The 25865-nt window shown below is 74.0% G+C and carries 24 protein-coding genes and 2 tRNA genes; 13 read left to right on the forward strand and 13 right to left on the reverse strand.

Annotation, left to right across the window (positions count from 1 at the left end; genetic code table 11):
• The first annotated feature begins 93 nt into the window (after nt 1-93).
• Together ACH5AR_RS07685 and pyrE are read left to right on the forward strand one after the other, a co-directional pair.
• A complete protein-coding gene (locus ACH5AR_RS07685) occupies nt 94-1098 on the forward strand; it encodes a CoxG family protein (RefSeq protein WP_396300455.1) in 1005 nt (334 codons plus the stop codon).
• A 54-nt stretch (nt 1099-1152) separates the two neighbouring features.
• Nucleotides 1153-1689: an orotate phosphoribosyltransferase gene (gene pyrE, locus ACH5AR_RS07690; protein ID WP_396300456.1), complete on the forward strand. Its 537-nt coding sequence runs from the start codon at nt 1153-1155 to the stop codon at nt 1687-1689.
• 85 nt (nt 1690-1774) lie between these two features.
• Here the strand turns inward: pyrE and ACH5AR_RS07695 are convergent, their stop codons facing one another.
• A complete protein-coding gene (locus ACH5AR_RS07695) occupies nt 1775-2491 on the reverse strand; it encodes a DedA family protein (RefSeq protein ID WP_396300457.1) in 717 nt (238 codons plus the stop codon).
• Nucleotides 2492-2852: 361 nt separating this feature from the next.
• Here ACH5AR_RS07695 and fbaA point away from each other — a divergent pair, with 361 nt between their 5' ends.
• A complete protein-coding gene (gene fbaA, locus ACH5AR_RS07700) occupies nt 2853-3875 on the forward strand; it encodes a class II fructose-bisphosphate aldolase (protein WP_396300458.1) in 1023 nt (340 codons plus the stop codon).
• Nucleotides 3876-3974: 99 nt separating this feature from the next.
• Here the strand turns inward: fbaA and ACH5AR_RS07705 are convergent, their stop codons facing one another.
• Entirely contained in the window at nt 3975-4394 is a 420-nt protein-coding gene (locus ACH5AR_RS07705; RefSeq protein WP_224284780.1) for a DUF3151 domain-containing protein, read from the reverse strand.
• Nucleotides 4395-4520: 126 nt separating this feature from the next.
• Between ACH5AR_RS07705 and ACH5AR_RS07710 the strand changes: the two genes are divergently transcribed.
• Nucleotides 4521-5405, forward strand: coding sequence for a DUF3152 domain-containing protein (locus tag ACH5AR_RS07710; protein WP_396300459.1), 885 nt, complete (start codon nt 4521-4523; stop codon nt 5403-5405).
• On the opposite strand, the gene ACH5AR_RS07715 is transcribed toward ACH5AR_RS07710, so the two are convergent.
• The 4 genes from ACH5AR_RS07715 to purS all read right to left on the reverse strand — a co-directional run bounded on the left by ACH5AR_RS07715 (nt 5406) and on the right by purS (nt 9480).
• Nucleotides 5406-6230, reverse strand: coding sequence for a sterol carrier family protein (locus ACH5AR_RS07715; protein WP_396300460.1), 825 nt, complete (start codon nt 6228-6230; stop codon nt 5406-5408).
• Between the two features lie 66 nt (nt 6231-6296).
• Nucleotides 6297-8552 carry a phosphoribosylformylglycinamidine synthase subunit PurL gene (gene purL / locus ACH5AR_RS07720; protein WP_396300461.1) on the reverse strand — a complete coding sequence of 752 codons (2256 nt, stop codon included), beginning with the start codon at nt 8550-8552 and terminating at the stop codon, nt 6297-6299.
• On the reverse strand, nt 8552-9229 hold the full coding sequence (gene purQ / locus ACH5AR_RS07725; RefSeq protein ID WP_396300462.1) for a phosphoribosylformylglycinamidine synthase subunit PurQ: 678 nt from the start codon (nt 9227-9229) through the stop codon (nt 8552-8554). The genes purL and purQ overlap by 1 nt, the downstream gene beginning before the upstream one ends.
• Nucleotides 9226-9480 (reverse strand): phosphoribosylformylglycinamidine synthase subunit PurS, encoded by a 255-nt coding sequence (purS, locus tag ACH5AR_RS07730; RefSeq protein WP_049654013.1) that lies wholly within the window; start codon nt 9478-9480, stop codon nt 9226-9228. Before purS ends, purQ begins: the two co-directional genes overlap by 4 nt.
• A 465-nt stretch (nt 9481-9945) precedes the next feature.
• Here purS and ACH5AR_RS07735 point away from each other — a divergent pair, with 465 nt between their 5' ends.
• The 7 genes from ACH5AR_RS07735 (at nt 9946) to ACH5AR_RS07765 (ending at nt 14647) form a co-directional block, all read left to right on the forward strand.
• Nucleotides 9946-10263, forward strand: a complete 318-nt coding sequence (locus ACH5AR_RS07735; protein ID WP_030056585.1) for an Lsr2 family protein — start codon at nt 9946-9948, stop codon at nt 10261-10263.
• 142 nt (nt 10264-10405) lie between these two features.
• Nucleotides 10406-10478, forward strand: a tRNA-Gly gene (locus tag ACH5AR_RS07740).
• Between the two features lie 39 nt (nt 10479-10517).
• A tRNA-Gly gene (locus ACH5AR_RS07745) sits at nt 10518-10590 on the forward strand.
• Between the two features lie 234 nt (nt 10591-10824).
• A complete protein-coding gene (locus ACH5AR_RS07750) occupies nt 10825-11832 on the forward strand; it encodes an ABC transporter ATP-binding protein (RefSeq protein WP_396300463.1) in 1008 nt (335 codons plus the stop codon).
• The gene (locus tag ACH5AR_RS07755; protein WP_396300464.1) at nt 11829-12656 is read left to right on the forward strand and encodes an ABC transporter permease; all 828 of its coding nucleotides are present in this window, start codon (nt 11829-11831) and stop codon (nt 12654-12656) included. The genes ACH5AR_RS07750 and ACH5AR_RS07755 overlap by 4 nt, the downstream gene beginning before the upstream one ends.
• A gap of 97 nt (nt 12657-12753) precedes the next feature.
• A complete protein-coding gene (locus ACH5AR_RS07760; RefSeq protein ID WP_396300465.1) occupies nt 12754-13983 on the forward strand; it encodes a sensor histidine kinase in 1230 nt (409 codons plus the stop codon).
• A gap of 40 nt (nt 13984-14023) precedes the next feature.
• Entirely contained in the window at nt 14024-14647 is a 624-nt protein-coding gene (locus ACH5AR_RS07765; RefSeq protein WP_396300466.1) for a response regulator, read from the forward strand.
• A 34-nt stretch (nt 14648-14681) separates the two neighbouring features.
• Here ACH5AR_RS07765 and ACH5AR_RS07770 read toward each other — a convergent pair whose 3' ends face one another.
• From ACH5AR_RS07770 to purD, 4 genes are all read right to left on the reverse strand, one after another.
• Nucleotides 14682-15581, reverse strand: coding sequence for a phosphoribosylaminoimidazolesuccinocarboxamide synthase (locus ACH5AR_RS07770; protein WP_396300467.1), 900 nt, complete (start codon nt 15579-15581; stop codon nt 14682-14684).
• A gap of 88 nt (nt 15582-15669) precedes the next feature.
• Entirely contained in the window at nt 15670-17208 is a 1539-nt protein-coding gene (locus ACH5AR_RS07775; protein WP_396300468.1) for a N,N-dimethylformamidase beta subunit family domain-containing protein, read from the reverse strand.
• Nucleotides 17209-17436: 228 nt separating this feature from the next.
• Complete coding sequence (locus ACH5AR_RS07780) at nt 17437-19059, reverse strand: hypothetical protein (protein WP_396300469.1); 1623 nt, start codon at nt 19057-19059, stop codon at nt 17437-17439.
• A gap of 650 nt (nt 19060-19709) precedes the next feature.
• Nucleotides 19710-20957 (reverse strand): phosphoribosylamine--glycine ligase, encoded by a 1248-nt coding sequence (gene purD / locus ACH5AR_RS07785; protein ID WP_396300470.1) that lies wholly within the window; start codon nt 20955-20957, stop codon nt 19710-19712.
• Nucleotides 20958-21323: 366 nt separating this feature from the next.
• Here purD and ACH5AR_RS07790 point away from each other — a divergent pair, with 366 nt between their 5' ends.
• On the forward strand, nt 21324-22109 hold the full coding sequence (locus ACH5AR_RS07790; protein WP_396300471.1) for an SLATT domain-containing protein: 786 nt from the start codon (nt 21324-21326) through the stop codon (nt 22107-22109).
• A gap of 34 nt (nt 22110-22143) precedes the next feature.
• On the opposite strand, the gene ACH5AR_RS07795 is transcribed toward ACH5AR_RS07790, so the two are convergent.
• The 3 genes from ACH5AR_RS07795 to ACH5AR_RS07805 form a co-directional block, all read right to left on the reverse strand.
• The gene (locus tag ACH5AR_RS07795) at nt 22144-22791 is read right to left on the reverse strand and encodes a hypothetical protein (protein WP_396300472.1); all 648 of its coding nucleotides are present in this window, start codon (nt 22789-22791) and stop codon (nt 22144-22146) included.
• Between the two features lie 115 nt (nt 22792-22906).
• Nucleotides 22907-23917, reverse strand: a complete 1011-nt coding sequence (locus ACH5AR_RS07800; protein ID WP_396300473.1) for a GntR family transcriptional regulator — start codon at nt 23915-23917, stop codon at nt 22907-22909.
• A 150-nt stretch (nt 23918-24067) separates the two neighbouring features.
• On the reverse strand, nt 24068-24865 hold the full coding sequence (locus ACH5AR_RS07805) for a carbon-nitrogen family hydrolase (protein ID WP_396300474.1): 798 nt from the start codon (nt 24863-24865) through the stop codon (nt 24068-24070).
• A 174-nt stretch (nt 24866-25039) separates the two neighbouring features.
• Between ACH5AR_RS07805 and ACH5AR_RS07810 the strand changes: the two genes are divergently transcribed.
• Nucleotides 25040-25861: a maleylpyruvate isomerase family mycothiol-dependent enzyme gene (locus tag ACH5AR_RS07810; protein WP_396300475.1), complete on the forward strand. Its 822-nt coding sequence runs from the start codon at nt 25040-25042 to the stop codon at nt 25859-25861.
• The last annotated feature ends 4 nt before the right edge of the window (nt 25862-25865 follow it).

Consider the following 25865-nt stretch of genomic DNA (forward strand, 5'->3'; position numbering starts at 1 on the left):
CGATGGTGCGACGGCCAAGGGAACAGGTGGGGCGGGAAAATCTGGTGGTGGTGGGTAGGGACCGGGCGGGGCCCAGTCGGTAGGCTCCGTGACATGGAGCATGAGGTTGTCGTCCCGATGTCCGCCGAGCAGGTGCGGCAGGCCTTGCAGGATCCGGCGCTGCTGGCCCGGAGCGTGCCGGGGCTGAGCACCGAGCCGGCCGCGGTCGGGGCCGGCGCCGCCGAGGAGATCGGCGGCCGGCTGAAGCTGCGGATCGGCGGCTCCACGATCACGTACAAGGGCGTGCTGTCGCTGATCGAGGGCCGGGAGGGCGTGCTGACCGTGCTCGCCGAGGGCGAGGAGGCACGCGGCAGCGGCGAGGTGACCGCCACCGTCCGGGTCAGCGCCGCCGACGGCGCCGAGGACGGCACCGCGGTGATCCGCTTCACCGGCGACCTGAGTGCCACCGGCCGGCTGACCGAGTTCGACGCGGAGACCCTCGACACCACCGGCCGCCGCCTGCTGGACCGGTTCGCCGCCGCGCTGACCGCCCCCGAGGGCGAGCAGCCCCAGGAGGACAAGGAGCAGGAGCAGGAGCAGGACAAGGACCACGAGGAGACCGCGGCCGACGCCGGCGTGGTCTTCATCGAGGAGCGCCAGGACCAGCCCGGCGACGACCTCGACGACGACCTCTCCGACCTCATCGCCTTCTCCGACGCCGACGCCGAGCGCTTCGGCCTGCCCACCGGCTCCGCCGAGGACGAGGAGGACGACGTCGATGAGGCGTCCGGCTCCGAGCAGGACGGCGTCGCCGAGGACCTCCCCGCCGAGCCGCTCTTCGCCTACGAGGACGAGCCGGTGGGCGGCGGCCCGGTGCGCCGCAGCATCGTCGGCCGGTCCGCCGAGGAGGTGGACCACGCCCCGCCGCGCGGGCCGTACGCCCCGGCGCTGCCCGCCCGCAGCGCGCGGGCCCGGGCGGCGTCCCGCTGGGGCGGGGAGGCCGGCGGGATCGTGGTGCCGGGCACCGGCGGCCGCAGCGCGGTGCCGTGGGTGATCGGCGGCTCGGTGGCCCTGCTGGGCGGTGCCGTGGTGCTGGTCAGGGCGCTGCGGCGGCGCTGAGCCGGGCGGGCCGCAGGGGCGGCCCCGGGCTTCCAGGCCCTAGACTGAACGCTCATGAGCAACGACCGCGACGCCCTGCTGGCACAGATCAAGGACAAGGCCGTCGTGCACGGCAAGGTCACCCTCTCCTCCGGCAAGGAGGCCGACTACTACGTCGACCTGCGCCGGATCACGCTGGACGGTGTGGCCGCCCCGCTGGTCGGCCGGGTGATGCTGGACGCGACCTCGCACCTGGAGTACGACGCCGTCGGCGGTCTGACCCTGGGCGCCGACCCGGTGGCCGCCTCGATGCTGCACGCCGCCGCCGCGCGCGGGCAGCAGCTGGACGCCTTCGTGGTCCGCAAGGCCGGCAAGGCGCACGGCCTCCAGCGCCGGATCGAGGGCCCGGAGGTCAAGGGCCGCCGGGTGCTGGCCGTCGAGGACACCTCCACCACCGGCGGCTCGGTGCTGACCGCCGTGGAGGCGCTGCGCGAGGCGGGTGCCGAGGTGGTCGGCGTCGCGGTCATCGTGGAGCGCGGCGGCGCGGCCGCCGTCGAGGCCCAGGGCCTTGAGTACGTGACCGCGTACACCCTGGAGGACCTGGGTCTCTGACCCGTCCGGCACGACGAACGACCGAGGGCCGGTGCTGTTTCACGTGAAACAGCACCGGCCCTCGCCCTTCCGGAGCGGCGGGCGCTCAGCCCCGCCGGTGCCGGCCGCCGCCGGCCTGGACCTCGTCGACGGCCTCGGCGCCGACGCCGGCCCGCTTCTTCTTCCGCTCGCGCAGGACCTCGACCAGGATCGGCGAGACCGACAGCAGGACGATCAGCAGCACCGCCGGGATCAGGTACTTGTCGATCACCGGGGCGAGCGCGTCACCGAAGAAGTAGCCGATCAGCAGCATGGACTCGGTCCACAGCACGCCGCCGACCACGTTCCAGACGAAAAAGGTCCGGGCGGGCATCTCCAGGGTGCCCGCGACCGGGTTCAGGAAGGTGCGGATGATCGGCATGAAGCGGGCCAGCACCACGGCCTTGCCGGAGCCGAACTTGTTGAAGTACTCCTCCGCCTTCACCACGTAGTCCCGGCGGAAGATCTTCGAGTCGGGCTTGTCGAACATCTTCGGTCCGACCTTGGCGCCGATCAGGTGCCCGAGCTGGGCACCGGCGATCGCCGCGACCGGGCAGCCGATCAGCAGGACGGCGATCGGCAACTTCGCGCCGTCGCCGAGCACCGAGGAGGCGGCGTTCGAGGCGGCGACACCCGCGAGGATCAGCAGCGAGTCGCCCGGGAAGAAGAAGCCGACCAGCAGGCCGGTCTCCGCGAAGATGATCGCGATCAGCCCGATGGCGCCGAGGGACGAGATCAGGGATTTGGCGTCGAGCAGGTTGACGGCCAGCTGGTTGTAGTCCACGGGCGCAGGATAGCGGGCGCACCCGGCCGACGGAGCGGGCGTACGGGCCTACGGCGCCCGGGCCGGGCCGCTCCCCGGCCCCGTCGGGGCCGCCCGCAGCCCGCCGTGCGCCCGGGCCGTGCGACGTTCCGCATGGCGGGCTCCTGCTGACCCGCGGGCACGAGTCTGGGAAGATGGCACAGGCGTCCGGTCCGCGGTGGCACACCACCCTCATGGCCGTACCGCGCAGGTCGCCGCGAACGTGCCGGAGAGCCACCACCGCAACGCCGCGCGTCGGCGGGCCGGCACGGAGTCGTCACGAAGGCGTACACAGCGTCGGACAGCACCGTCCGTACGCCGCAACCCGACAGGAGCGGATCGCATGCCCATCGCAACTCCCGAGGTCTACAACGAGATGCTGGACCGGGCCAAGGCGGGCAAGTTCGCCTACCCGGCCATCAACGTCACCTCGTCGCAGACCCTGCACGCCGCGCTGCGTGGTTTCGCCGAGGCCGAGAGCGACGGCATCATCCAGATCTCGACCGGTGGCGCGGAGTTCCTGGGCGGCCAGCACAACAAGGACATGGTGACCGGCGCCGTCGCGCTCGCCGAGTTCGCCCACATCGTCGCCGCCAAGTACGACGTCACCGTCGCGCTGCACACCGACCACTGCCCGAAGGACAAGCTGGACGGCTACGTCCGCCCGCTGCTGGCGGTCTCCGCCGAGCGCGTGGCCAAGGGCCGGGACCCGCTGTTCCAGTCGCACATGTGGGACGGCTCGGCCGAGACCCTCGCCGACAACCTGGCCATCGCCCAGGAGCTGCTGGCCCAGGCCGCCGCCGCCAAGATCATCCTTGAGGTCGAGATCACCCCGACCGGTGGCGAGGAGGACGGCGTCACCCACGAGATCAACGACGAGCTGTACACCACCGTCAACGACGCCGTGCGCACCGCCGAGGCGCTGGGCCTGGGCGAGAAGGGCCGCTACCTGCTGGCCGCCTCCTTCGGCAACGTGCACGGCGTGTACAAGCCGGGCAACGTCGTGCTGAAGCCGGAGCTGCTGCGCGAGCTCCAGGACGCGATCGGCAAGCAGTACGGCAAGACCGACCCGTTCGACTTCGTCTTCCACGGCGGCTCGGGCTCGACCGCCGAGGAGATCGCCACCGCGCTGGAGAACGGCGTGGTGAAGATGAACCTGGACACCGACACCCAGTACGCCTTCACCCGCCCGGTGGCCGGCCACATGTTCGCCAACTACGACGGCGTGCTGAAGGTCGACGGCGAGGTCGGCAAGAAGAGCACCTACGACCCGCGCACCTGGGGCAAGCTGGCCGAGGCCGGCATGGCCGCCCGCGTGGTCGAGGCCGCCGAGCAGCTGCGTTCGGCGGGCAAGCGCCTGAAGTGAGGCCCGCGCCCCGCGTGACCCCGCGGGGCCCGCGCCCCGAGCGCGACAGACGGGTGCCCCCGGCGGAGACCGCCGGGGGCACCCGTCTGTCGGGGGTGTCTACTGCTTGAGCTCCGCGTACGCCTCCGCGCTGCTGTCCTTCAGGAACTGCCAGCAGCGGGCCTCCTCCTCGGTCTCCTTGATCGCGCCGGCCGCCCGGGCGAGCGCCGCCAGGCAGCGCAGGAAGCCGCGGTTGCCGCGGTGCTCCCACGGGACGGGGCCGTGGCCCTTCCAGCCGTTGCGGCGCAGCGCGTCCAGGCCGCGGTGGTAGCCGGTGCGGGCGTAGGCGTACGACTCGACGTACCGGCCCGCCGCGTAGGCGTCGTCGGCCAGCATCGCCCAGGCCAGGCAGAAGGCCGGGAACTCGGCCGCCACCTGGGTCGGGGAGGCCGACTCCTCCGCCAGCATCCGGTAGGGCCGCTCCTCCTCCGGGAGCAGGGTCGGTTCGGGACCGTCGAGAAGATTCCTGTGAATCGCCATGCCCTGAAGTCTGCCACCCGAGACGCAGGGGTCAACCGCCGTCCCGAACGGTCCGCCCCGGCGGGTGCCCGCAGCGCACCCGAAGTGTGTGGACATTCACCCGTTCGCCGTGCCAGTGTGAAGATCATGTCCGCAGCCCGATCCGTCGGCCGGCGCACCGCACCGCCCCGGAAGGGCGGTCGCCGACGCCGCCGGCCGCGGCGCAGGCCCGGCCCTGGCATGCTCACGGCACTCGTGGTCCCGGTGCTGGCGCTGGGCGTCACCGCGGTCGTGCTGAACCGCCCCGCCGCGCCCCCGTCCGCCACCCCGACCACCCAGGCGAGGGTCGCCCCGTCGGCCGAACAGGCCGCCACCGCGGCGCCGACGCCCGAACAGGCCCCGCCGCCCGCCACCACCGCGGCGCCGACGGCGACCGCCCCGCCCGCCACCACCGCGCCGGACCCAGGCCCCGCCAGCGGTGCGGGCACCTTCACCGTCGCCCCCGCCACCGCCAAGCCGGTCGGGCGCGGCACCGTGCGCCGCTACCGGGTCGAGGTGGAGGACGGCATCGGCATCGACGCCCCGGCCGCCGCCGCGCAGGTCCACGGCATCCTCGGCGACGGGCGCGGCTGGACCAACGACCGCAGGAACGGCTTCCAGCTGGTCGCCGGGGGCTCGTACGACTTCACCGTGAAGATCGCCTCGCCGGCCACCGTGGACCGGATCTGCGGCGCCTCCGGCCTGGACACCCACGGCGAGGTCAACTGCAACGTGGGCAACCAGGTGCTCGTCAACTCCAAGCGCTGGAACACCGGTTCACCGCAGTTCAGCGGACCGCTGGAGGAGTACCGGGCCCTGATCGTCAATCACGAGGTGGGCCACCGGATCGGCCACGGGCACGAGGGCTGCCCCGGCGAGGGCAGACCCGCCCCCGCGATGATGCAGCAGATCTACGGCCTCCAGGGCTGCACGCCCAACGCCTGGCCCTACTCGGCGCAGGGCACCTACCTCGGCGGGCCGTCCGTCCCCTAGCTAGGGCGTGTCCTGGTCGAGCAGCGGCAGGTAGCCCCGCAGGTCGCTGCGCTCCCCCGAGGCGGACACCTCGGCCGCCTCCACCGCCGCCGCCCAGTCCAGGCGGCCGGTGGCCAGCCGGATCCAGGTCAGCGGGTCGGTCTCCACCACGTTCGGCGGCGTGCCCCGGGTGTGCCGGGGCCCCGGCACCGCCTGGACGACCGCGTACGGCGGCACCCGCAGCTCCACCGCACCGCCGGGGGCCTGGTCGGCGAGGGCGTCGGCCAGCAGCCGGGTGACGGCGGCCACCGCCCGGCGGTCGTGCGGGAAGGCCCCCTGCCCGAGCGCGGCGGCCAGGTCGTCGGCGTGCACGACCGTCTCCACCAGCCTGGTCACCAGCATGTCCGGGAGGGCCATCGAGCCCAGCCGGATCTCGAACCTGCGGGCCGGGTCGGCAGCCTCGGGCCGCTCCAGCAGGGCGGTCAGGGCGTCCGCGGCCCGGCCGAAGGCGGCCGCCACCGAGGCCGCGTCCCCGGCGAAACCGACCGCGCTCCGCTCCCGGGCCTGCTCGTCCAGCAGCGGCGCGACGGTGCCGACCCGGGCCACCCAGCCCAGCAGGTCCAGCGGCGCGCGGCCGGCGGGCAGGTCGTCCAGGTGCGTCGGGACGTGCTCCAGCTGGACGGCGAGGTGGGCGAGCAGCTCGCGGACCCGCCACTGCCCCAGCCTGGTCGGCAGGTCCAGCTGCCCGTCGTCGAGCCCGGCCACGGCGGCACGCAGCGCCGCGGTCTGGCCGGCCAGCGCGGCGCGGACCTTCTGCGGTTGGTAGGTACGGGACTTGGCAGGCATGGGGCCCAACATACGCCGAGGGGCGGACGGTTCGGAAAGAACCGTCCGCCCCTCGGGAGCCGTGCGTCAGGCCAGCAGGGCCTCGATGACACCGGTGTGGGCGTCCTTCAGCTCCGCCAGCGAGACGCTGAACTGGCCCTGGACGTCCAGGCTGTCGCCGTCCACGACACCGATCCGGGTGGCCGGCAGGCCGCGCGCGGTGCACATGTCGTTGAACCGGAGCTCCTCGCTGCGCGGCACCGCCACGACGGCGCGGCCGGCCGACTCCGAGAACAGCAGGACGAACGGGTCCTGGCCCTCCGGCACGACGATCCGCGCACCGTGGCCGCCCTTGAGGCAGCTCTCCACCAGCGCCTGGCCGAGGCCGCCGTCGGACAGGTCGTGCGCGGCGTCGATCATGCCGTCGCGCGAGGCGGCGATCAGGATCTCGCCGAGCAGGCGCTCGCGCTCCAGGTCCACCTTGGGCGGCAGGCCGCCGAGGTGGTCGTGGACGGCCTGCGACCAGGCCGAGCCGCCGAGCTCGTCCGCCGTGTCGCCGAGCAGGTAGAGCAGCTGCCCCTCCTCGGCGAAGGCCAGCGGGGTGCGCCGGGTGACGTCGTCGATGACGCCGAGCACCGCGACCACCGGGGTCGGGTGGATGGCGACCTCGCCGGTCTGGTTGTACAGCGAGACGTTGCCGCCGGTGACCGGGGTGCCGAGCACCAGGCAGGCGTCGGCCAGGCCGCGGGTCGCCTCGGCGAACTGCCACATCACGTCCGGGTCCTCGGGGGAGCCGAAGTTGAGGCAGTCGGAGACGGCGAGCGGCTTGGCGCCGCCGGCCGCGACGTTGCGGTACGCCTCGGCCAGGGCCAGCTGGGCGCCGGTGTACGGGTCCAGCTTGGCGAAGCGGCCGTTGCCGTCGGTGGCGACCGAGACGCCGAGGTTGGTCTCCTCGTCGATCCGGATCATGCCCGAGTCCTCGCCGACCGAGAGCACGGTGTTGCCGAGCACGTAGCGGTCGTACTGGTCGGTGATCCAGGACTTGGAGGCCTGGTTCGGGTGGCTCGCGACCTTCAGCAGGTCGGCCTTGAGGCCCTCGCCGGTGGTCGGGCGGGCCAGCCGCTCGGCGGTCGGGGCGTCGGCCTGGAGGGCGTCCTGCCAGCTCGGGCGGGCGTACGGGCGCTGGTAGGTCGGGCCCTCGTGGGCGACGGTGCGCGGCGGGACGTCCACCACGAGTTCGCCGTGCCAGAAGATCTCCAGGCGCTCGCCGTCGGTCACCTCACCGATGACGTTGGCGATGACGTCCCACTTCTCGCAGATCTCCAGGAAGCGGTCGACCTTGTCGGGCTCCACGATCGCGCACATGCGCTCCTGCGACTCGCTCATGAGGATCTCCTCCGGCGAGAGCGTGTGGTCGCGCAGGTGCACGGCGTCGAGCTCGATCCGCATGCCGCCGGAGCCGGCCGAGGCCAGCTCGCTGGTGGCGCAGGACAGGCCGGCGCCGCCGAGGTCCTGGATGCCCTTGACGAGCTTCTCCCGGAAGATCTCCAGGGTGCACTCGATCAGGAGCTTCTCCTGGAACGGGTCGCCGACCTGGACGGCCGGCCGCTTGGCCGGCTTGGTGTCGTCGAAGGTCTCGGAGGCGAGCACCGAGACGCCGCCGATGCCGTCGCCGCCGGTGCGGGCGCCGTACAGGATGACCTTGTTGCCGGCGCCGGAGGCCTGCGCGAGGTGGATGTCCTCGTGCTTCATGACGCCCACGCACAGCGCGTTGACCAGCGGGTTGCCCTGGTAGCAGGAGTCGAAGACGACCTCGCCGCCGATGTTCGGCAGGCCCAGGCAGTTGCCGTAGCCCCCGATGCCCGCGACGATCCCGGGCAGCACCCGGCGGGTGTCCGGGTGGTCGGCCGCGCCGAAGCGCAGCGGGTCCATCACGGCGACCGGGCGGGCGCCCATCGCCAGGATGTCGCGCACGATGCCGCCGATGCCGGTGGCCGCGCCCTGGTAGGGCTCGATGTACGACGGGTGGTTGTGCGACTCGACCTTGAAGGTGACGGCGTAGCCCTGGCCGACGTCGACGACGCCGGCGTTCTCGCCGATGCCGACGAGCATCGCGTCCGAGTCCGGCTTCTTCTCGCCGAACTGCTTCAGGTGGACCTTGCTGCTCTTGTACGAACAGTGCTCCGACCACATGACCGAGTACATGGCGAGCTCGGCGCCGGTCGGGCGGCGGCCCAGGATCTCCCGGATGCGCGCGTACTCGTCCTGCTTGAGGCCGAGCTCGGCCCAGGGCTGGGCGGCGTCCGGGGTCTGCTCGGCGTTCTTGACGGTGTCGAGGCTCATCAGGCGTTCACCAGCTGCTTCAGGACGGAAGTGAAGAAGCCCAGGCCCTCGGTGCTCGGACCGGTGAGCGGCTCCACGGCGTGCTCCGGGTGCGGCATCAGGCCGACGACGTTTCCGGCGGCGTTGGTGATGCCGGCGATGTCGCGGTACGAACCGTTCGGGTTGACGTCCAGGTAACGGGCGACGACCCGGCCCTGCGCCTCCAGCTCGTCCAGCACCCGCTCGTCGGCGACGAAGCGGCCCTCGCCGTTCTTCAGCGGCACGACGATTTCCTGGCCCTCGGCGTAATCCCCGGTCCAGGCGGTGCCGGCGTTCTCGATGCGCAGCTTCTGGTCGCGGCAGACGAAGTGCAGCGAGTCGTTCCGGGTGAGCGCCCCGGGCAGCAGGTGCGATTCGCAGAGCACCTGGAAGCCGTTGCAGATACCGAGGACGGGCATTCCGAGCTTCGCCTGCTCGATGACGGTCTCCATCACCGGCGAGAAGCGGGAGATGGCACCGCAGCGCAGATAGTCGCCGTAACTGAATCCGCCCGGCAGGACGACGGCGTCGACCTGGTGGAGATCCTTGTCACGGTGCCAGAGGGCGACCGGCTCGGCGCCGGCGAGGCGGACCGCCCGCTGGGCGTCGCGGTCGTCGAGGGAGCCGGGGAAAGTGACGACGCCTACGCGGGTGGTCACTTGCCCTCCTCCTCGACCCGGACGGTGAAGTCCTCGATCACGGTGTTGGCGAGAAAGGTCTCGGCGGCTTCGCGGATACGGGCGAGCGCCGCGTCGTCGACCGGGCCCTCCACATCCAGCTCGAAACGCTTGCCCTGGCGGACGTCGGCGATCCCGGTGAATCCGAGACGGGGCAGTGCGCGCTGCACCGCCTGTCCCTGGGGGTCGAGGATCTCCGGCTTGAGCATGACGTCGACTACGACGCGTGCCACTGGCACTCCCGGTGGTGTCTTCGGTGAGGCGGGGGAACTCCAGACTACCGGTGGTTTCGGGCAGGATTGCTGGCCGGGCATAGCGACGCGCGTAGACCCGAGACCCTTACGCCGCAAGGGATCCGGGCCCCTCACCGCCCGCCGGCACCACCGGGTTTCCCGGGATTCGGCACTCGGAACCCGGACCTCCGGAGAACACCCGAATACGGCACTTGGGGACAGATCCGCCCGTCCCGCACGCCGGTATCAAGGATCCCCGCGAAGAGACGTGAATATCCGGAAAAGAATGCCGGACTCTTCGATTTCGGCGCCCTTCGGGTGCAGAATAGGGCCACCTGTCGCGGCAAGTGCTGCGTATCAGGCGAGCCGCCCGGCCCGCCCGTACGTGCTTGCGCGAGTTGGTGCACATCAGGCCCCGGTACCCCCTCGGACCGGCGGCCGAATTGCCCGAGAGGATTGACACCCATGGCTCAGCGTGTAGTTGTCACGCTCTCCGACGACCTGGACGGCGGCGCCGCCGCGGAAACCGTCCACTTCGGCGTCGACGGGAAGTCGTACGAGATCGACCTGTCCGTGGACAACGCGGAAAAGCTGCGGGAGGCCCTCGCTCCGTTCGTCGCCGCCGGCCGCCGCCAGAGCCGCACCGGAAAGTCCTTCCGTCGGACCGCCCTCACCCCGGACCCGGCCGCCGTCCGCGCCTGGGCCCTGTCCCGCGGGATGGAGCTGCCGGCCCGCGGCCGCATCCCCAAGCACGTGTACGAGGCGTTCGCCGAGGCGAACTGAGCCCCGCGGGAGCCCGCTCCCGGTCGCCCCGCCCGCCCGGACCGAAAGGGTGGGGCGACCACCCCGAACGATGCTGTAGAGTATTCCTCGTCGCCGCAACGGAGAGATCCGAAGAGGCGGCCGGTGCCCCACCAGGCACCGTGCGGACGTGGCTCAGTTGGTAGAGCATCACCTTGCCAAGGTGAGGGTCGCGAGTTCGAATCTCGTCGTCCGCTCGCAGTGCGCGAGCACAGCACAACTCAATAGTTTGACCTGCGGACGTGGCTCAGTTGGTAGAGCATCACCTTGCCAAGGTGAGGGTCGCGAGTTCGAATCTCGTCGTCCGCTCCGATCCGAAGGGCCCCCTCGTCGAGGGGGCCCTTCGGCATTCCCCGTCGGAAGCCGGCACCCCGGAGTCGGCTCGGACTCGGAGTCCGGCTACGGCGGCTGCGGCTCCGACTGCCGTTCCGGCTCCCGGCGATATCGGCCATGACATTTGTCATCGCCGACCCGTGCGTCCGCACCGCGATGTCATGACACCGCGCACTGCCCGCGGGGCCCGGCCGGCGGAAGGCTTGGGGCATGGAAACGAGCCGGCCCTCCCGCCCCAGCGACGACGTGATCGAGGTCACCGACCTGCACCGCCACTACGGCGGCGGCACCACCGGGTACCACGCCGTCCGCGGCGTCGACCTGACCGTCCGCCGCGGTGAGCTGTTCGCCCTGCTCGGCACCAACGGGGCCGGCAAGACCTCCACCATGGAGGTCATCGAGGGCCTCGCCGCCCCCACCGGAGGCAGCGTCCGGGTGCTCGGCCGGGACCCCTTCGGGGAGCGCGCCGCCGTCCGCCCGCGGATCGGCATCATGCTCCAGGAGGGCGGCTTCTCCGGCGAGCTCACCGCTGCCGAGACCGGCCGCACCTGGGCCGGCATGACCAGCGGCGCCCGGCCCGTCGCCGAGGCGCTGGACCTGGTCGGCCTCGGCCACCGGGCGAACGTCCGGGTCAAGCAGCTGTCCGGCGGCGAGAAGCGCCGGCTGGACCTGGCGATGGCCCTGCTCGGCCGCCCCGAGGTGCTCTTCCTGGACGAGCCCAGCACCGGCCTCGACCCGGAGGCGCGGGCCGCCGTCTGGCGGCTGGTCCGGGAGCTGCGCGCCCAGGGCACCACGGTGCTGCTGACCACGCACTACCTGGAGGAGGCCGAGGAGCTGGCCGACCGGCTGGCCATCATGCACGGCGGCCGGGTCGTCACCGCCGGCACCGTCGCCGAGGTGATCGCCGGCCGGCCCTCCCGGATCACCTTCGAACTGCCCGACTTCGCCGGGGTCGCGCTGCCCGTCCTGGCCGGGGCCGAGATCGGCATCGACGGCCGCAAGGTCACCGTGCAGACCCTCGCGCTCCAGGACGTCCTCACCGACCTGCTCGGCTGGGCCCGCCACCACGGCATCGCGCTCGGTGCCCTGGACGCCCGCAGCGCCTCGCTGGAGGAGGCCTTCCTCGCGATCGCCTCCGAGGCCGCCCACCAGAGCCCCCCGCAGGCGCCCGCCGCCGCCGACCGCCCCGCCCGCCGCCTGATCGGATCCGCTCGATGACCACCGCCGTCCCCACCGCCACCGCCCCGCGGAGCACCGCCGTCCGCCGACTGCTCGCCCTCGGCCGGGCCGAGGCCACCCTGCTGATGCGCAACCGCACGGCCCTGTTCACCGCCCTGGTGCTGCCGCTGGTCCTGGTCTTCACCCTGAAGAGCACGCTCTCCCAGCAGGCCGAGTCCAACCCCGGCCTGGACGTCGACTCGCTGCTGGTCTACGGCTCGGTCGGAATGATCCTGGCCTTCGTCGTGTACTACAACCTGACCGCCGCCTACGTCGGCCGGCGCGGCGAGCTGGTCCTCAAGCGGCTGCGCACCGGCGAGGCCCGGGACATCGAGATCCTGCTCGGCACCGCCGTCCCCTCGCTCGCGCTCGCCCTGCTGATGGCCGCCCTGATCGGTATCGGCGGCAGCCTCGGCCTGCACCTGGCGGTGCCGGTCAACCCGGTGCTGATGCTGGTCGGCCTGCTGCTGGCACTGGCCACCATGATCGCCCTGGCCGCGCTGTCCAGCGCCTTCACCAGGACGGTGGAGAGCGCGGGCATCACCACCCTGCCGTTCATGCTGGTGATGCAGCTCGGCTCCGGCCTGTTCGTGCCGTTGGAGGTCATGCCCAGGCAGCTGGCCGACATCTGCCGCCTGCTGCCGACCACCCCGGCCTTCCAGCTGGTCCGCGTCGGCTGGTTCGGCACCGACGGCTCGGCCGCCGCGACCGGTTTCGCCGGCTCCTGGGGCGCGGCCGGCCCGCACCTGGTGACCGGGACGATCTGGCTGGGCCTGGCGGTCTGGGGCGCGGTGCGCTACTTCCGCTGGGAGCCCCGCCGCTGACCATGGAGCGGCAATCCGAAGGAATGCCCCCGGTCCGACCTCTGATATGAAGGCCGAAAGCAGGATCGTGGTCGAACTGGGGGCAGAGGAATTGAGAATGCGGTCGCCGCTCCGGCGCTGGACCGACCTGAGCAAGCCCCAGCGCACCGAGCTGTACTTCCGCTGGTCGCTCTACACGATGCCGCTGCTGGTGCTGCCGAGCACGCTGGTCGTCGCCGGGGCGCACGCCGGCCGGGAGGATTCCCTCCCGGCGGTGCGGACCACCCTGCTGGTCGCGCTCGCCTCGACACTGCTGGGCCTGCGGGCCTGCCGCGCCTCGCTCGACCACTACCTGGGGCGTCCCACCGACCACCTCCGCCGGCTGGCCGTCAGCGGCGCGTTCGCGGTGGTCGGCTCCTGGGCCGTCCTGCTGCTCGGGCCGGACGCCGGCGGGGCGGACGGCGCCCAGGGGACGGCCTTCCCCGCCACGATCACGGTGCTCCTGCTCGCCATGGCCTTCGGCCCGGCGTCCGTCGGGCTGTCGCTGCCGAGGGCGGCGCTGGCCGCCCTGGGCGGCTTCCTGCTGGTGGCGCCGGCGATGGTGCTGGCCGGGCACGGCGTCGCCGGCACCGCCGGACTGCTGCTGGGCGCCCTGGTCATGCTGCCCCTCCTCGGCGGGACCTGCCGCAGCTTCGCCTGGCTGACCTCGGTGGTCTGGGAGCTGGACGCCGCCCGCGAGGCGCAGTCCCGGCTGGCCGTCGCCGAGGAGCGGCTGCGCTTCTCCCGCGACCTGCACGACGTGATGGGCCGCAACCTCACCACCATCGCGCTGAAGAGCGAGCTCGCCGTCCAGCTCGCCCGCCGGGGCCGCGCGGAGGCCGCCGACCAGATGGCCGAGGTGCAGAAGATCGCCCAGGAGTCCCAGCGCGAGGTCCGGGACGTCATCCGCGGCTACCGCACCGCCGACCTGCACGCCGAGGCGATCGGCGCCCGGGCGGTGCTGCGCTCGGCCGACATCGACTGCGAGATCGACCTCGGCGAGCACGCCGACGAGCTGCCGGCCCCGGTCCAGTCGGTGTTCGGCTGGGTGATCCGCGAGGCCACCACCAACGTGCTGCGGCACAGCGAGGCCGGCCGCTGCCTGATCCGGCTGCGCACCGCGGACGGGCGGGCCGTGCTGGAGCTGGAGAATGACGGGGTGCCCGCCGTCCCGTTCCCCTCCCAGGGCAGCGGCACCGGGCTGCACGGGCTGCGCGAGCGGCTCGCCGCCCACGACGGCGAGCTGACCGTGCCGGCCGCCGGAGCGGGCGTCTTCCGGATGCTCGCCACCGTCCCGCTCCCCCGTTGAGCCACCGTCCCGCTCCCCCGTCGAGGAAGAGAACCGCCCGATGACCGAGAACGCCGCGCCCGTGCGCGTCCTGCTCGCCGACGACGAGCACCTGATCCGGGGCGCGCTGGCCGCGCTGCTCTCGCTGGAGGACGACATCGAGGTGGTCGCCCAGGCCGGCTCCGGCACGGAGGCCCTGGCGATGGCGACGGCGCACCGCCCGGACGTCGCGGTGCTGGACCTCCAGATGCCGGGCCGGGACGGCATCGAGGTGGCCGACCAGCTGCGGCTGCTGCTGCCGGACTGCCGCTGCATGATCGTCACCGGCCACGGCCGCCCGGGCTACCTGAAGCGGGCCCTGGAGGTCGGGGTGCGCGGCTTCCTGCCGAAGACCGTCTCGGCCTCGGACCTGGCCGGCATCATCCGCACCGTGCGCTCCGGCGGCCGGTACGTGGATCCGGAGCTCGCGGCCGACGCGATCAGTGCCGGGGAGACCCCGCTGACCCCGCGCGAGACGGACGTGCTGGAGCTGGCCGCGGACGGCACCTCGATCGCCGGGATCGCCGAACGCGCCTCGCTCTCCCAGGGCACCGTGCGCAACTACCTGTCCTCGGCGGCCACCAAGCTGGGCGCCGAGAACCGGCACGCGGCGGTGCGGATCGCCCGCGAGCACGGCTGGATCTGAGGTCCGTGGCGCCCGCGGGCGGCCGTCGCCGGGCTCAGGCCCAGCTGGTGCCGGTCAGCCGCTCGTACACCTCGATGTAGGTGGCCCTGGTCCGCTCGACGATCTCGCTCGGCAGCGCCGGCGGCGGCTGCTCGCCGTAGCGGTCCCAGCCGGAGGCCGGGGAGACCAGCCAGTCGCGGATCAGCTGCTTGTCGAAGGACGGCTGCGAGCGGCCCGGCTGCCACTGGTCGGCGGGCCAGTAGCGGGAGGAGTCCGGGGTGAGCACCTCGTCGCCGATCACCAGCTCGCCGTCCAGCAGGCCGAACTCGAACTTGGTGTCGGCCAGGATGATGCCGCGCTCGCGGGCGATGTCCCGGGCCCGGGCGTAGACGTCCAGGGTGGTGCGGCGCAGCTGGGCGGCCAGCTCGGCACCGATCCGGCGCGCCGTCTCCTCGTAGGAGACGTTCTCGTCGTGCTCGCCGACCTCGGCCTTGAGCGCCGGGGTGTAGATCGGGGCGGGCAGCTCGGAGCTGTTCTCCAGGCCCTCGGGCAGCGCGATGCCGCAGACCGTGCGGCTCTCCCGGTACTCCGCCAGGCCGGAGCCGGCCAGGTAGCCGCGGGCGACCGCCTCGACCGGGACCATGTCCAGGCTGCGGCAGATCAGGGTGCGGCCCTTCCAGTCGGCCGGGGCGCCGGCCGGGACCTCGGTGGAGAGCACGTGGTTGGGGACGATGTCGGCGATCCGCTCGAACCACCACAGCGAGAGCTGGGTGAGGATGCGGCCCTTGTCGGGGATCTCGTTCGGCAGCACCCAGTCGTGGGCGGACGTCCGGTCGCTGGCCACCATGACCAGCTCGCCCGCCTCGGTGCGGTAGAGGTCGCGCACCTTGCCGGTGTGCAGGTGGACCAGGCCGGGTACCTGGACCGGCTCGGGCTTGGTGACAAATCCGCTCAAGGTGTTCAGTCCTCAGGGGTCGTTCGCGGCGCGGGGCACGGCGAAAGGGGAGGTCACTGCCCCCGCAGTCTTTCACGACGCCCGTGCGCTAGTTCTTGCAGAGTCGGTCCAGCAGGTTGGCGGTGGCCCGCTGGATCCGCTCGTCGGTCAGGCCGGGGCGGCCCAGCGCGGGCGACCAGGCGAAGGTCCCGGCCGCGAAGACGTACGCGCCGCTGGGCGCCCGGTAGAGCGAGGTCTCCTGGTAGCGGGTGCGGCCGGCCGGGTCCTGGTAGGGCGAGTGGGCCAGCAGCACCCGCTCGACGTACTCGGGCAGCGCCACCTTGGGGTAGTAGCGGTCGGCCTCGCCGGCGACCAGCCCGGGCAGCTCCTCGCCCTCCTGGAGGCCGGTGCCGTCCCAGAACCAGTGCGCGGTGTGCCGGGCGACCAGCGGGACGGGCGCGGCGACCCTCCCCGAGTACTGGACCCCGAGCAGCTGCTGCTCGGGCTCCCCGGCGTCCCGCCACAGCGCGCTGGCCGCGCCCGGCGCACCGGCGGCCGGGGAGCCGGGCCGGACCTTCTGGCGCTTGCGGCAGTTGAGCAGCCGGTTGGGCTCGCCGGAGGGGGCGGCGGTCAGCTCGACCCGCCAGTACATGGTGTTGGCGGAGAGGAACACCAGCGAGGTGCCGCCGTCCCGGGCCCGCTCGGCGGCCCGGCGCATCGGCTCGGACCAGTACTCGTCGTGGCCGGGGAAGACCAGCGCCCGGTGCCGGGACGGGTCCACCAGGCCGGCGTGCAGGTCGGTGGCGGTGGCGTAGGAGAGGTCGTAGCCGAAGCGCTCGGCCCAGCGGATGAAGTCGTACGCGTGGCCGACGTGCAGCGGCAGCCCGGCGGTGGCGTGCGGGCGGTCGAAGGAGACGGTGACGGCCGCCTCCTGCTCGCCGACCAGCCCGCCCCGGCCGTCCCAGGCGTGGTAGAGGCTGGCGCCGGTGCGCCCGTCCTCGGGGAACAGGTTGTACGCCTGCCAGGTCACGTCCGGGAGCACCAGGAGCAGCTCGGCGGCGCGCGCCCGGTCGTCCGGGTCCCGGACGGTGAAGGGGATGTGGCTGCGGTGCAGCATGTCCGCGGTGGTCAGCACGGCGACGTAGGCGCCGGGCTTCCAGTGCGACGGGATCTGGAGCCGCCAGGAGTGCCACCAGTGGTGGCAGGAGACCGTCCGGTCCGCCACCAGCGGGGCGGGCTGGGCGAGGCCGGCGATGTGCGGGGTGGTGGTCATGAAGCGGGCGCCGTCGCCGCCGTAGTGGCCGATCCGGAAGACGTCCACGGTGAACTCGCGGGGCGGGTTGACGGTGACCCGGAAGTCCACCGAGCCGCCGGGGCGGATCACCCCGGCCGAGGCGAAGCCCTTGATCTGCTGGTCCACGTCGTTGGCGCCCTGCGGGCTGCCGACCGAGGGCTTGGGGCGGGTGCCCGCGGCGAGCGGCTGCTGGCCGGGGGCGTCCACCGAGACGTACCAGGGGACGGCGCCCTCCGCCCCGGCCAGGTACTGGTCCGGGCTGCGCAGCCAGGGCAGCGGGCCCTGGCCGAAGGGGTCCGAGACGCTGTAGGCGTGCGTCCCCGACTCCCAGCGGCGGTTGAGTTCCGTCCCCACGCGCCCCTCCCAGGTGCACCTCCGCCCGGTTGGCACGTGCCCCCCGGATGTGCGTGCGGTCTAATACACCACAGAGTGCTGCCGCGAGGTCACCCTCCGGTAGCGATTGGTGCGGGCAATCTCACGCGCCTCCCGGACAGGGCCTCCGGCCTGCGAAGACGCCTGGCAGCCGGTCTTTTTGGGGGCGCGCAGCGCAGGCCCGAGCGCCCTCCTGGGACGCCCGGGACGTCAGAGGCGGACGGGTTTCTCCAGGCGGACGTCGGCGGCGTCCAGCCAGGCGCGCAGCGGGCCGTCCTGCCCCTGCTCGACGGCCTGGGCGACGGGGCCGGCCAGGTCGGTGCGGCGCACCCCGCGGAGCAGCAGCACCGGTCCGTCCAGCCAGTCCAGGCCGGGGACGCCGCCCGCGGTGTCCACGGCGGCGCAGCAGACCATCGCGGTGACGTGGTCGACCAGCAGGTCGCGGCCGCTGCGGTCGGGTTCGAGCAGCGGGGCCGGGGCGGTGGTGCGGGCCAGTTGGGCGGTGAGCGCGGCGGCCAGCAGTTCGCCGTCGCCCTCGGCGAGCCGGCCGAGCAGCCGGGTGAGGGTCGGGGCGCCGGGGCGGGCCTGCGGGGCGAGCCGGTCCAGCGCGGTCTGGAGCGCTGCGGCGCCGGCCCGCCAGCCGGCGTCCACCACCTCGGCCGGGTAGTCGGGCCACTCCAGCTCGTGCCAGCCGCCGGCCGCGGGGCGGCCGAAGAAGAGGTCCGCGGCGAGCCGGGAGACCGCCCGGTCGACGGTTCCGGGCTCCTCCAGCAGGTCGCAGGCGGGGCGGTCGCCGAGCCGGCTGCCGTAGCCGTCGGCCAGCCGGTCGCGCCGGGACAGTTCGGTGAGCGCGGCGACCACGCCGGCGTTGAGGTGCGAGGGGTGGCGGCCGAGCCGCCAGGCGGGCAGCGCGACCCGGGTGAGCAGCCGGTCCCAGCCCGCGTAGGCCAGGCCGACCTGCTCCTGGGCGGCGATCCGCAGGCCGTAGTCGACCGACCTGGCCTGCTCGGAGGCCCAGGCCGCGACCGAGCGCTCCAGCTCGGCGGAGTGGCCCCGGCAGGCGCCGAGCAGGCGGCGGACCACTCGGCGCACGACCCGGTCGGCGAGGCCCGCCGGCCCCCGCCGGGGCGGCCGGGGCGGAGCGGCCAGGGTGCCGCCGCCGAGGCCGGGGGCCACGCCGCCGCCGGAGTCCAGGCAGGCGTCCAGGCGGCGCAGGAAGCGGCGGGCGGCCGCGATCTCCGGGTCGGCGGAGGCGGCGGTGCCGGCCACCACGGGGGCCAGCAGGGCGCGCAGCTCGCCGGCCCGCATCCACCAGAGGAAGGGCGAGCCGATCACCAGGACGGGGGCGGGCTCCGCGGGATCCCGCGCAGCGCCCGGCGCCTGCGCCGGAGGCAAGGACGGGGACGGGGACGGGGACGGCCGGCCGGTCGCCGGGACGTCCTCCAGCCAGCTGTCGCAGTCCGGGGTGAGGGCGACGGCGGAGGGCGCGGGCACGTCCAGCCGGTCCGCCAGCTCGTCGATCAGCCGGTACAGCTCGGGGGCCCCGGCGCGGTCCAGCGGGACGGCCGGGGTGTGCGGCGGGACGGCCCGGCGCAGGGCCCGGGCGGTCAGCCCGGCCACCAGCAGGGTCAGCGCGGCGACCGCGCAGACCACCCAGCGGACGACGTCCCAGCCCGTCGCGTCGGCGGCCCCGGGCGCGCCGATCCGGCCGGTGAACCGGCCCGCGAGCAGGACCACCGCGACGGCGGCGGGCAGGACGGCGGCGGCCCGGGCGAGGCCTCGGACCCGCAGGACCGCCTGGGCGTGAGCGCGCGCGTTGTCGACTGCGGCCATACGGTGCGGCACCCCCTTCGGAGCCCTCGGGCGCCCGGCTTCGGGCCCTGAGCCGACTCGAAACGATCAGTTCCGACCGGGAAGCGGAGGTGTCCGATCCCCGGTAGTGCATGCTGCGTGGCGCTACTGACATTTTCGACGCCCCGGTCCGGGTGGGCGTTCCGGATCACCCCGGTTTCCACTCGTCCCGGTGACACCGGCCGGTCGTCCCGGTGACGCCGGCCCGGACGTTCCGGTGGCGCCGACCGGTCGCCGACGGCCGGTCCGGTGCGAAGCACCCGAGGACCGCCCGACCGGACGCCGTCCAGCATCCCCCCGTGGGAGCACCGCTACCCGGCGGCGACCCCGGCGCGCGGGCGCCGCGCACCGCGATCCAGCGCACCATAAGGCCGGGCAGCCGGTTGCGTCAGCCGGATGCGGGTGCTGTCACCCGATGGGCTGGAATCCGTCGGCCGAACGGTGCGTCCGCCCCCACCGCCCCTCCGGCCCCGAAACGCCCGCGGCACTGCGCCCATGGGGTTGACCGGTGGGCTCGGGCGTTCGAGCCTCGCTCGCGCCTGCCGGCGGCCGCCCGCACCGGGCCGGGACGCGCCGCGGCCCCCGTACGAGCGGTTCGTACGGGGGCCGCGGGCGGGGCGGGCACGGACGCCTCAGGCGGTGGCCGCCCTGAGCGCGATGTCGGTGCGGTGCTGGCCGCCCTTCAGGGAGATCCGGTCCACCGCGGCGTACGCGCGCTCGCGCGCCTCGGCCAGGTCGGCGCCGGTCGCGGTGACCGACAGGACGCGGCCGCCGGCGCTCAGCACCCGGCCGTCCCCGTCGGCCTTCGTCCCGGCGTGCAGCACGAACGCGGTGCCGTCCGCCTCCGCCTCGGCCAGGCCCTCGATCGGGTCGCCGGTGCGCGGGGCGGCCGGGTAGCCCTCGGAGGCGACGACCACGGTGACGGCCGCGCCCTCGTCCCAGCGCAGCGGCTCCAGCTGCTCCAGGGTGCCGTTGGCGGCGGCCAGCAGCACGCCCGCCAGCGGGGTGCGCAGCCGGGCCAACACGACCTGGGTCTCCGGGTCGCCGAAGCGGGCGTTGAACTCGATCACCCGGGTGCCGCGCGAGGTGAGCGCCAGGCCCGCGTACAGCAGGCCGGAGAACGCGGTGCCGCGGCGGCGCAGCTCGTCCACGGTCGGCTGGAGGACCGTCTCCAGGACCTCCTCGACCAGCCCGGCGGGCGCCCACGGCAGCGGCGAGTAGGCACCCATGCCACCGGTGTTGGGGCCCTCGTCGCCGTCCAGCGCGCGCTTGAAGTCCTGGGCGGGCTGGAGCGGGACGACGGTGGTGCCGTCGGTGATCGCGAACAGCGAGACCTCGGGGCCGTCCAGGTACTCCTCGATGACCACCCGCTCGCACGCGGCGGCGTGCGCCAGCGCGGCCTCGCGGTCGGAGGTGACCACGACGCCCTTGCCGGCGGCCAGGCCGTCGTCCTTCACCACGTACGGGGCGCCGAAGGCGTCCAGCGCCTCGGCGGCCTCGGCGGCGGTGGTGCAGACGTAGGAGCGGGCGGTGGGGACGGCGGCGGCGGCCATCACGTCCTTGGCGAAGGCCTTCGAGCCCTCCAGCCGGGCGGCCTCGGCGGACGGGCCGAACACCGGGATGCCGGCCGCCCGGACGGCGTCCGCGACGCCGGCCACCAACGGGGCCTCCGGGCCGACCACGACCAGGTCGGCGTCGAGCCGGCCGGCCAGCGCGGCGACCTGCGCACCGTCCAGCTGGTCGACCGGGTGGACCGTCGCGACCTGCGCGATCCCGGCGTTGCCGGGGGCGCAGTGCAGTGCGGTCACTGCGGGATCTTGGGACAGGGAGCGGCACAGGGCGTGTTCGCGGGCGCCGCCGCCGATGACGAGGACCTTCACGCCTGGCAGCGTAGTCGGTGGCCTGTTCCGACCGCTCTCCGGTCCCGTCTGATCCTCCAGCCGGGAGAATCCGTGCGCGCAGCGGGTCGGAGGATCCTCCAAGCCCGGCGGGGCCGGTTCGGCAGCGGGTGTCCGCGTCACGACGGGCGGTCACCGGAGCCTCGCTCGGACGGGTGAAATCTCGCCGCCTCCCGCAACCCGCCCACCTCGGCCTCCGTTGGCCGAAACCGGTAACGATCACCGGAGAAGCGCCCCCACGGTCAGCCATTTGGCGGTAAGAAGTGCTGTTGGAGAACCACCGGCGGACACCACGTCAGCCGTTGCGCCGACAGACCAGCAGTCCGCCCGCCACAGGGAGCCCCACAGGTGAGCCAGCCGGAAATGCAGCCCGAGGAGAGTGCCTGGGGCAAGGAGATCGGTGAGGAGGACCCGCCCGCCGCCGCCGTCGTCCGGCGGGCCTCCACCCGCCGCCGAGCCGATCTGAGCACCCGACAGTTCCCGCTCGGGGACTGGGGCGAGCCCGCCGAGCGGCTGGAGGAGCTGTACCGGTGGTCCGAGGAGCGGGCCGTCGAGGCGATCGAGTGGTACCGCCGGGACCGCATCTGGAAGCGCCACTGGGCGCGGCTGCTGCGGTTCGGCGCGGCCGGCTTCGCGGTGGGCGGGGTGGTCGCCCCGCTGGTCGAGCTGGCCGGCGCCTTCGCGCACGGCACCGGCTGGGGCTACGTCGGCTTCGCGCTCTCCGCCGCCTGCCTGGCCGCCGACCGCGTCTTCGGCCTCACCTCCGGCTGGATGCGGGACGTCTCCACCGGGCAGGCCCTGCAACGCCGGCTGGAGGCCTTCCAGTTCGACTGGGCCTCGGAGTGCGTGCGCGAGGTGCTCGGCCCGACGGAGGGCACCGCGGGCGAGGCCGCCGAGCGCTGCCTGGGCGTGCTGCGCCGGTTCTGCGAGGACGTCTCGGACATGGTCCGCTCCGAGACCTCGGAGTGGATGCTGGAGTTCCGCGCCTCGATGACCCAGCTGCCCACCCAGACCGGCGGGGCCTGGGGCGGGCGCAGCGAGCCGGGGGTGGGCGCCCAGGTGCGGGTGCTGCCGCCGCCGGGCACCCGGCCCACCATGCCGCGCCAGCGGCCGCCGGAGGGGCCGCTGCGCTAGGGCGTGGACCAGGGACGGCGGCCGGGAGCCGGGGTCAGGCGAAGACGATCATCGAGCCCTGGGCGACGCTCCTGGTCGCCGCCGCGTACAGGCCCGCCCAGGCGTGCCGCTCCCGGGCGAAGGGGTGCACGTCGTCGATCGGCGGCCCGAACGGCTGCTCCAGGCCGGTCGGGCCGAGCGGCCTGGTCGGGCCCGGCGGGTTGAGCGGATCGATGCCCAGCAGCGGTGCGACGGCCTGGAGTTCGCGCAGCAGCCCGTGGCTGGAGCCGAGCGGCCCGCCGGAGGCGAGCAGCGTGTCGTCCACCAGCGGCGTCGCGAACTCGACCGGCACGTACGCTCCGGCGTGGTCGAAGTGCCAGACCAGGTGCGACTGTTCGGCGCCGGCCTCGAACATCTCCAGCAGCTGCTCGTAGTCGCCGCCGAGCGCGTCGACCGGGGTGACGTCCAGTCCGGAGAGGCCCAACAGGTAGGCGCGGCGCAGGAAGTGCAGCGCGTCGTAGTCGAAGGCGGCTATCGGCTCGACCGTGCCGCTGATACCCGGGACGAAGCGGTAGACCGGCACCTCGGGCAGTCCGTTCGAGGCGAGCACCGCGTTGTAGAGCGCGAGGTCGTCCCGGAAGGGGTTGTCGGGGCTTTGGCTCAGCACGTCCACCAGCGGGACGAGCCAGAGGTCGCAGGCCATGGCCGGGCGTTCCTCTCCGGAGGCGGGGATCGCCCGCGGAGACGGGGCGACGACGGGGGCTGGGCCGGTACCCGGACGGCCCTCTCGCGGGCGCCCGGTCCGACGCCCGCCCACCCTACCGGCCCGGCGCGGCGTGCGGGTCGGAGCGTCCCCGCGGGGGCTCCGGGGGCGGCTCCGGAAGCCGTCGGCCGAACCGTCCGTACGGGGTGGTGCGCGGCTGCGGCACCAGGCCGAGGCCCAGGCCCAGCTCGCGGCCGAGCTCCCGGCCCACCTCGTCGCCGCGGCGGCCGCGCTCGGCGCCGGCGGCACCGGCCACGGGCCCGGCGGCCGGCTCCGGCGGGGCCGGCGGCGCGGGCGGGGGCTCGACCGGCACCGGTGGCGGCTCCTGCCCGACGAACTCGGTGAGCAGCCCCAGGACCGTCACCGACTCCAGCGGCTGGCCGGCCAGCCCGGCCAGCAGCCGGACGGTGTACAGGTTGTACTCGCAGACGATCCGGTGCGCGCCGACCGAGTCGCGGGCCTCGATCGCCCGGACCAGGTCCTGGTGGCGCTCCCAGCAGACCCCGCCCAGCGCGGGCAGCTCCCGCAGGTAGCGCGCGGCGAACATCCAGGACTGCACCCGCAGCCAGTCCAGGTAGTCGGCGATCCGGCGGTTGCCGAGCAGCGCCCCGACCTCCTGCCAGAACCGGCGGTCGCAGCCCACCATCACGTCCAGGTTCCCGGCCCGGGCGGCCCGCACCGCGGCATCGGCCCGGCGGTGCAGCGAGGGCAGCCGGCTGAGGTCGGGCAGCGCCCGGCGGGCGACGTACTGGCGGTGGAAGCTGTCGGTGATCAGCACCCGGGACTCGAAGATCTCGACGAAGTCGTCCCAGCCCAGCTCGGGCACGGTGAAGCCGCGGTGGTGCTCGGCCCGCAGCAGGCCCTGGGCGCCGAGGTCGACCAGGGCCTCGCGGGCCGGGGTCGCGGAGACGCCGTACAGCTCGGCGATCTCCTTGACGGTGAAGTTGCGGCCGGCCGCGAGTCGGCCGGCCATCATCTCCTCGCGCAGCGCGCCGGCGATCTGTTCGCGCAGGCTGTTGCGGTGGATGACGGGGCGGGGGGTGTCGCCTGCGCCGTTGTCTGGCATGGGCGCGACCTCCTCGGGCGGGCCGACCGGGCAGGCCCTGGCACGGGCCGGCGGGGAACACGACGAGTGCTCATCTTCTCAAACCCGATCGACCCAGGTACGAACCAACCCTCCGGAAGGCCCGGCGGAAACTCCCGGCCCCGGCCCCGCTCAGCGCTGGACGGGCGCCGGGATCCCCAGCAGGCGGTCCCGCAGCACCGGGAACTCCTCGCGCGCCGCGGCCACCCCGGCCGGGTCGAACTCGACCGTCAGGACCTCCTCGTCCGCCCCCGCCTCGGCCAGGACCCGGCCCCACGGGTCCACCACGATGCTGTGCCCGGCCTGCTCCACCCCGGCGTGCGTCCCGGCGGTGTTGCAGGCCAGGACGAAGGCCTGCTCCTCCACCGCCCGGGCCCGGGCCAGCAGCGTCCAGTGCTCGCGCCGCCGGGCCGGCCAGGCCGCCGGGACCACCAGCAGCTGCGCGCCGGCGTCCAGCAGCGCCCGGAACAGCTCCGGGAAGCGCAGGTCGTAGCAGGTGGCCAGGCCCAGGGTGGCGAAGTCGGTGGGGGCGGTGACGATCTCCTGCCCGGCGCCCATCACCACCGCCTCCCCGCTGTCGAAGCCGAAGCGGTGGATCTTGCGGTACGTGTGCACCAGCTCGCCGTCCGGGGAGAACAGCAGCGAGGTGTTGTAGATCGGACCGTCCGGGTCGCGCTCGACGACCGAGCCGGCGTGCAGCCAGACCCCGGCGGCCCGGGCGGCGGCCGACATCGCGTCCGAGGTGGGCCCGTCCAGCGTCTCCGCGCCGTCCGACCAGAGGTCGTACGCGAAGCCGCCGAGGGGCCACAGCTCCGGGAGCACCACCAGGTCGGCGCCCTGCTGGGCCCGCACCAGGGCCGCCGCCCGGGCCCTCCGCTCGGCGGGCGGCTCCGCGTCGGAGACCGCGAGTTGGATCAATGAAGCGCGCACAGTACCACCGTCCACGACAAGAGACCTACGATCGTCACCCGAAAGCGCTGCCCAGCTGTCTCCCGGCAGCGTAACGTGCGGTTAGCGTGTGCGCCCGGAAAGCCGGACCATCCCGGTCCGCCGCGACCGCGGGGCACAGGCGGCAAGGAAGCTGACGGAGGGCCGGAGATTCCCGTGACGGACAACCAGACCGTGCAGGCTTACACCGAGGCGTGGACCCAGACCATCGAGTCCATATCGGAGCTGGTCGCCCCCCTTCCCGAGGGCTCCTGGAACCGGGCCACGGAGTGCCCCGGCTGGTCCGTGCGGGACGTCGTCTCGCACGTGATCGCGGTCGAGTCCGACCTGCTCGGCGACCCCCGCCCGATCCACTCGCTGCCGCGTGACCTCCGTCACGTGACCACCGAGTTCGCCCGCTACGTCGAACTGCCGGTCGACAAGCGCCGCTGCCACACCGCGCTGGAGATGACCAGCGAGCTGGAGTACACGATCATCCGCCGCTCCCGGGCGCTGCGGAACGCCAAGCAGACGCCCGAGGAGCCGGTGCGCTGGCCGGCCGGCCCGCTGGCCAGGGACGTCCCGTACCACGAGCTGCTGCGGATGCGGGCCTTCGACGTCTGGGTGCACGAGCAGGACCTGCGCCGGGCCCTGGAGGTCCCGGGCAACCTGGACGCCCCGGCCGCCCTGATCACCCGGGACCTGCTGCTGGAGCTGCTGCCCAAGGCCGTCTCCGACAAGGCCGGGGTGCCGGCCGGGACGGCCCTGGTGCTGGACGTCACCGGCCCGGTGGAGTTCCTGCGCACCGTCCGGGTGGACGCCGCCGGCCGCTGCACCGTGGACGAGTCGATCAGCCTGGCGCCGGACGTCCAGCTCACCATGGACTGGGAGACGTACCTGCGGCTCGCCTGCGGCCGCGGCCGGCCCGGCCCGGTCACCGTCGAGGGCGACCGGGAGCTCGCCGAACGGGTGCTGGCCAACTTCTCGGTCACCCTCTGAGGCC

The sequence above is a fragment of the Kitasatospora sp. NPDC018619 genome (assembly GCF_044391605.1).
Taxonomy (GTDB): Bacteria; Actinomycetota; Actinomycetes; order Streptomycetales; family Streptomycetaceae; genus Kitasatospora.

Bases quoted from the DNA above. Each gene is read 5' to 3' on its own strand.
- ACH5AR_RS07685 (WP_396300455.1), top strand. From the start codon at position 94: ATGGAGCATGAGGTTGTCGTCCCGATGTCCGCCGAGCAGGTGCGGCAG.
- pyrE (WP_396300456.1), top strand. From the start codon at position 1,153: ATGAGCAACGACCGCGACGCCCTGCTGGCACAGATCAAGGACAAGGCC.
- fbaA (WP_396300458.1), top strand. From the start codon at position 2,853: ATGCCCATCGCAACTCCCGAGGTCTACAACGAGATGCTGGACCGGGCC.
- ACH5AR_RS07705 (WP_224284780.1), bottom strand. From the start codon at position 4,394: ATGGCGATTCACAGGAATCTTCTCGACGGTCCCGAACCGACCCTGCTC.
- ACH5AR_RS07710 (WP_396300459.1), top strand. From the start codon at position 4,521: ATGTCCGCAGCCCGATCCGTCGGCCGGCGCACCGCACCGCCCCGGAAG.
- ACH5AR_RS07715 (WP_396300460.1), bottom strand. From the start codon at position 6,230: ATGCCTGCCAAGTCCCGTACCTACCAACCGCAGAAGGTCCGCGCCGCG.
- purL (WP_396300461.1), bottom strand. From the start codon at position 8,552: ATGAGCCTCGACACCGTCAAGAACGCCGAGCAGACCCCGGACGCCGCC.
- ACH5AR_RS07735 (WP_030056585.1), top strand. From the start codon at position 9,946: ATGGCTCAGCGTGTAGTTGTCACGCTCTCCGACGACCTGGACGGCGGC.
- ACH5AR_RS07750 (WP_396300463.1), top strand. From the start codon at position 10,825: ATGGAAACGAGCCGGCCCTCCCGCCCCAGCGACGACGTGATCGAGGTC.
- ACH5AR_RS07755 (WP_396300464.1), top strand. From the start codon at position 11,829: ATGACCACCGCCGTCCCCACCGCCACCGCCCCGCGGAGCACCGCCGTC.
- ACH5AR_RS07760 (WP_396300465.1), top strand. From the start codon at position 12,754: ATGCGGTCGCCGCTCCGGCGCTGGACCGACCTGAGCAAGCCCCAGCGC.
- ACH5AR_RS07765 (WP_396300466.1), top strand. From the start codon at position 14,024: ATGACCGAGAACGCCGCGCCCGTGCGCGTCCTGCTCGCCGACGACGAG.
- ACH5AR_RS07780 (WP_396300469.1), bottom strand. From the start codon at position 19,059: ATGGCCGCAGTCGACAACGCGCGCGCTCACGCCCAGGCGGTCCTGCGG.
- ACH5AR_RS07795 (WP_396300472.1), bottom strand. From the start codon at position 22,791: ATGGCCTGCGACCTCTGGCTCGTCCCGCTGGTGGACGTGCTGAGCCAA.
- ACH5AR_RS07800 (WP_396300473.1), bottom strand. From the start codon at position 23,917: ATGCCAGACAACGGCGCAGGCGACACCCCCCGCCCCGTCATCCACCGC.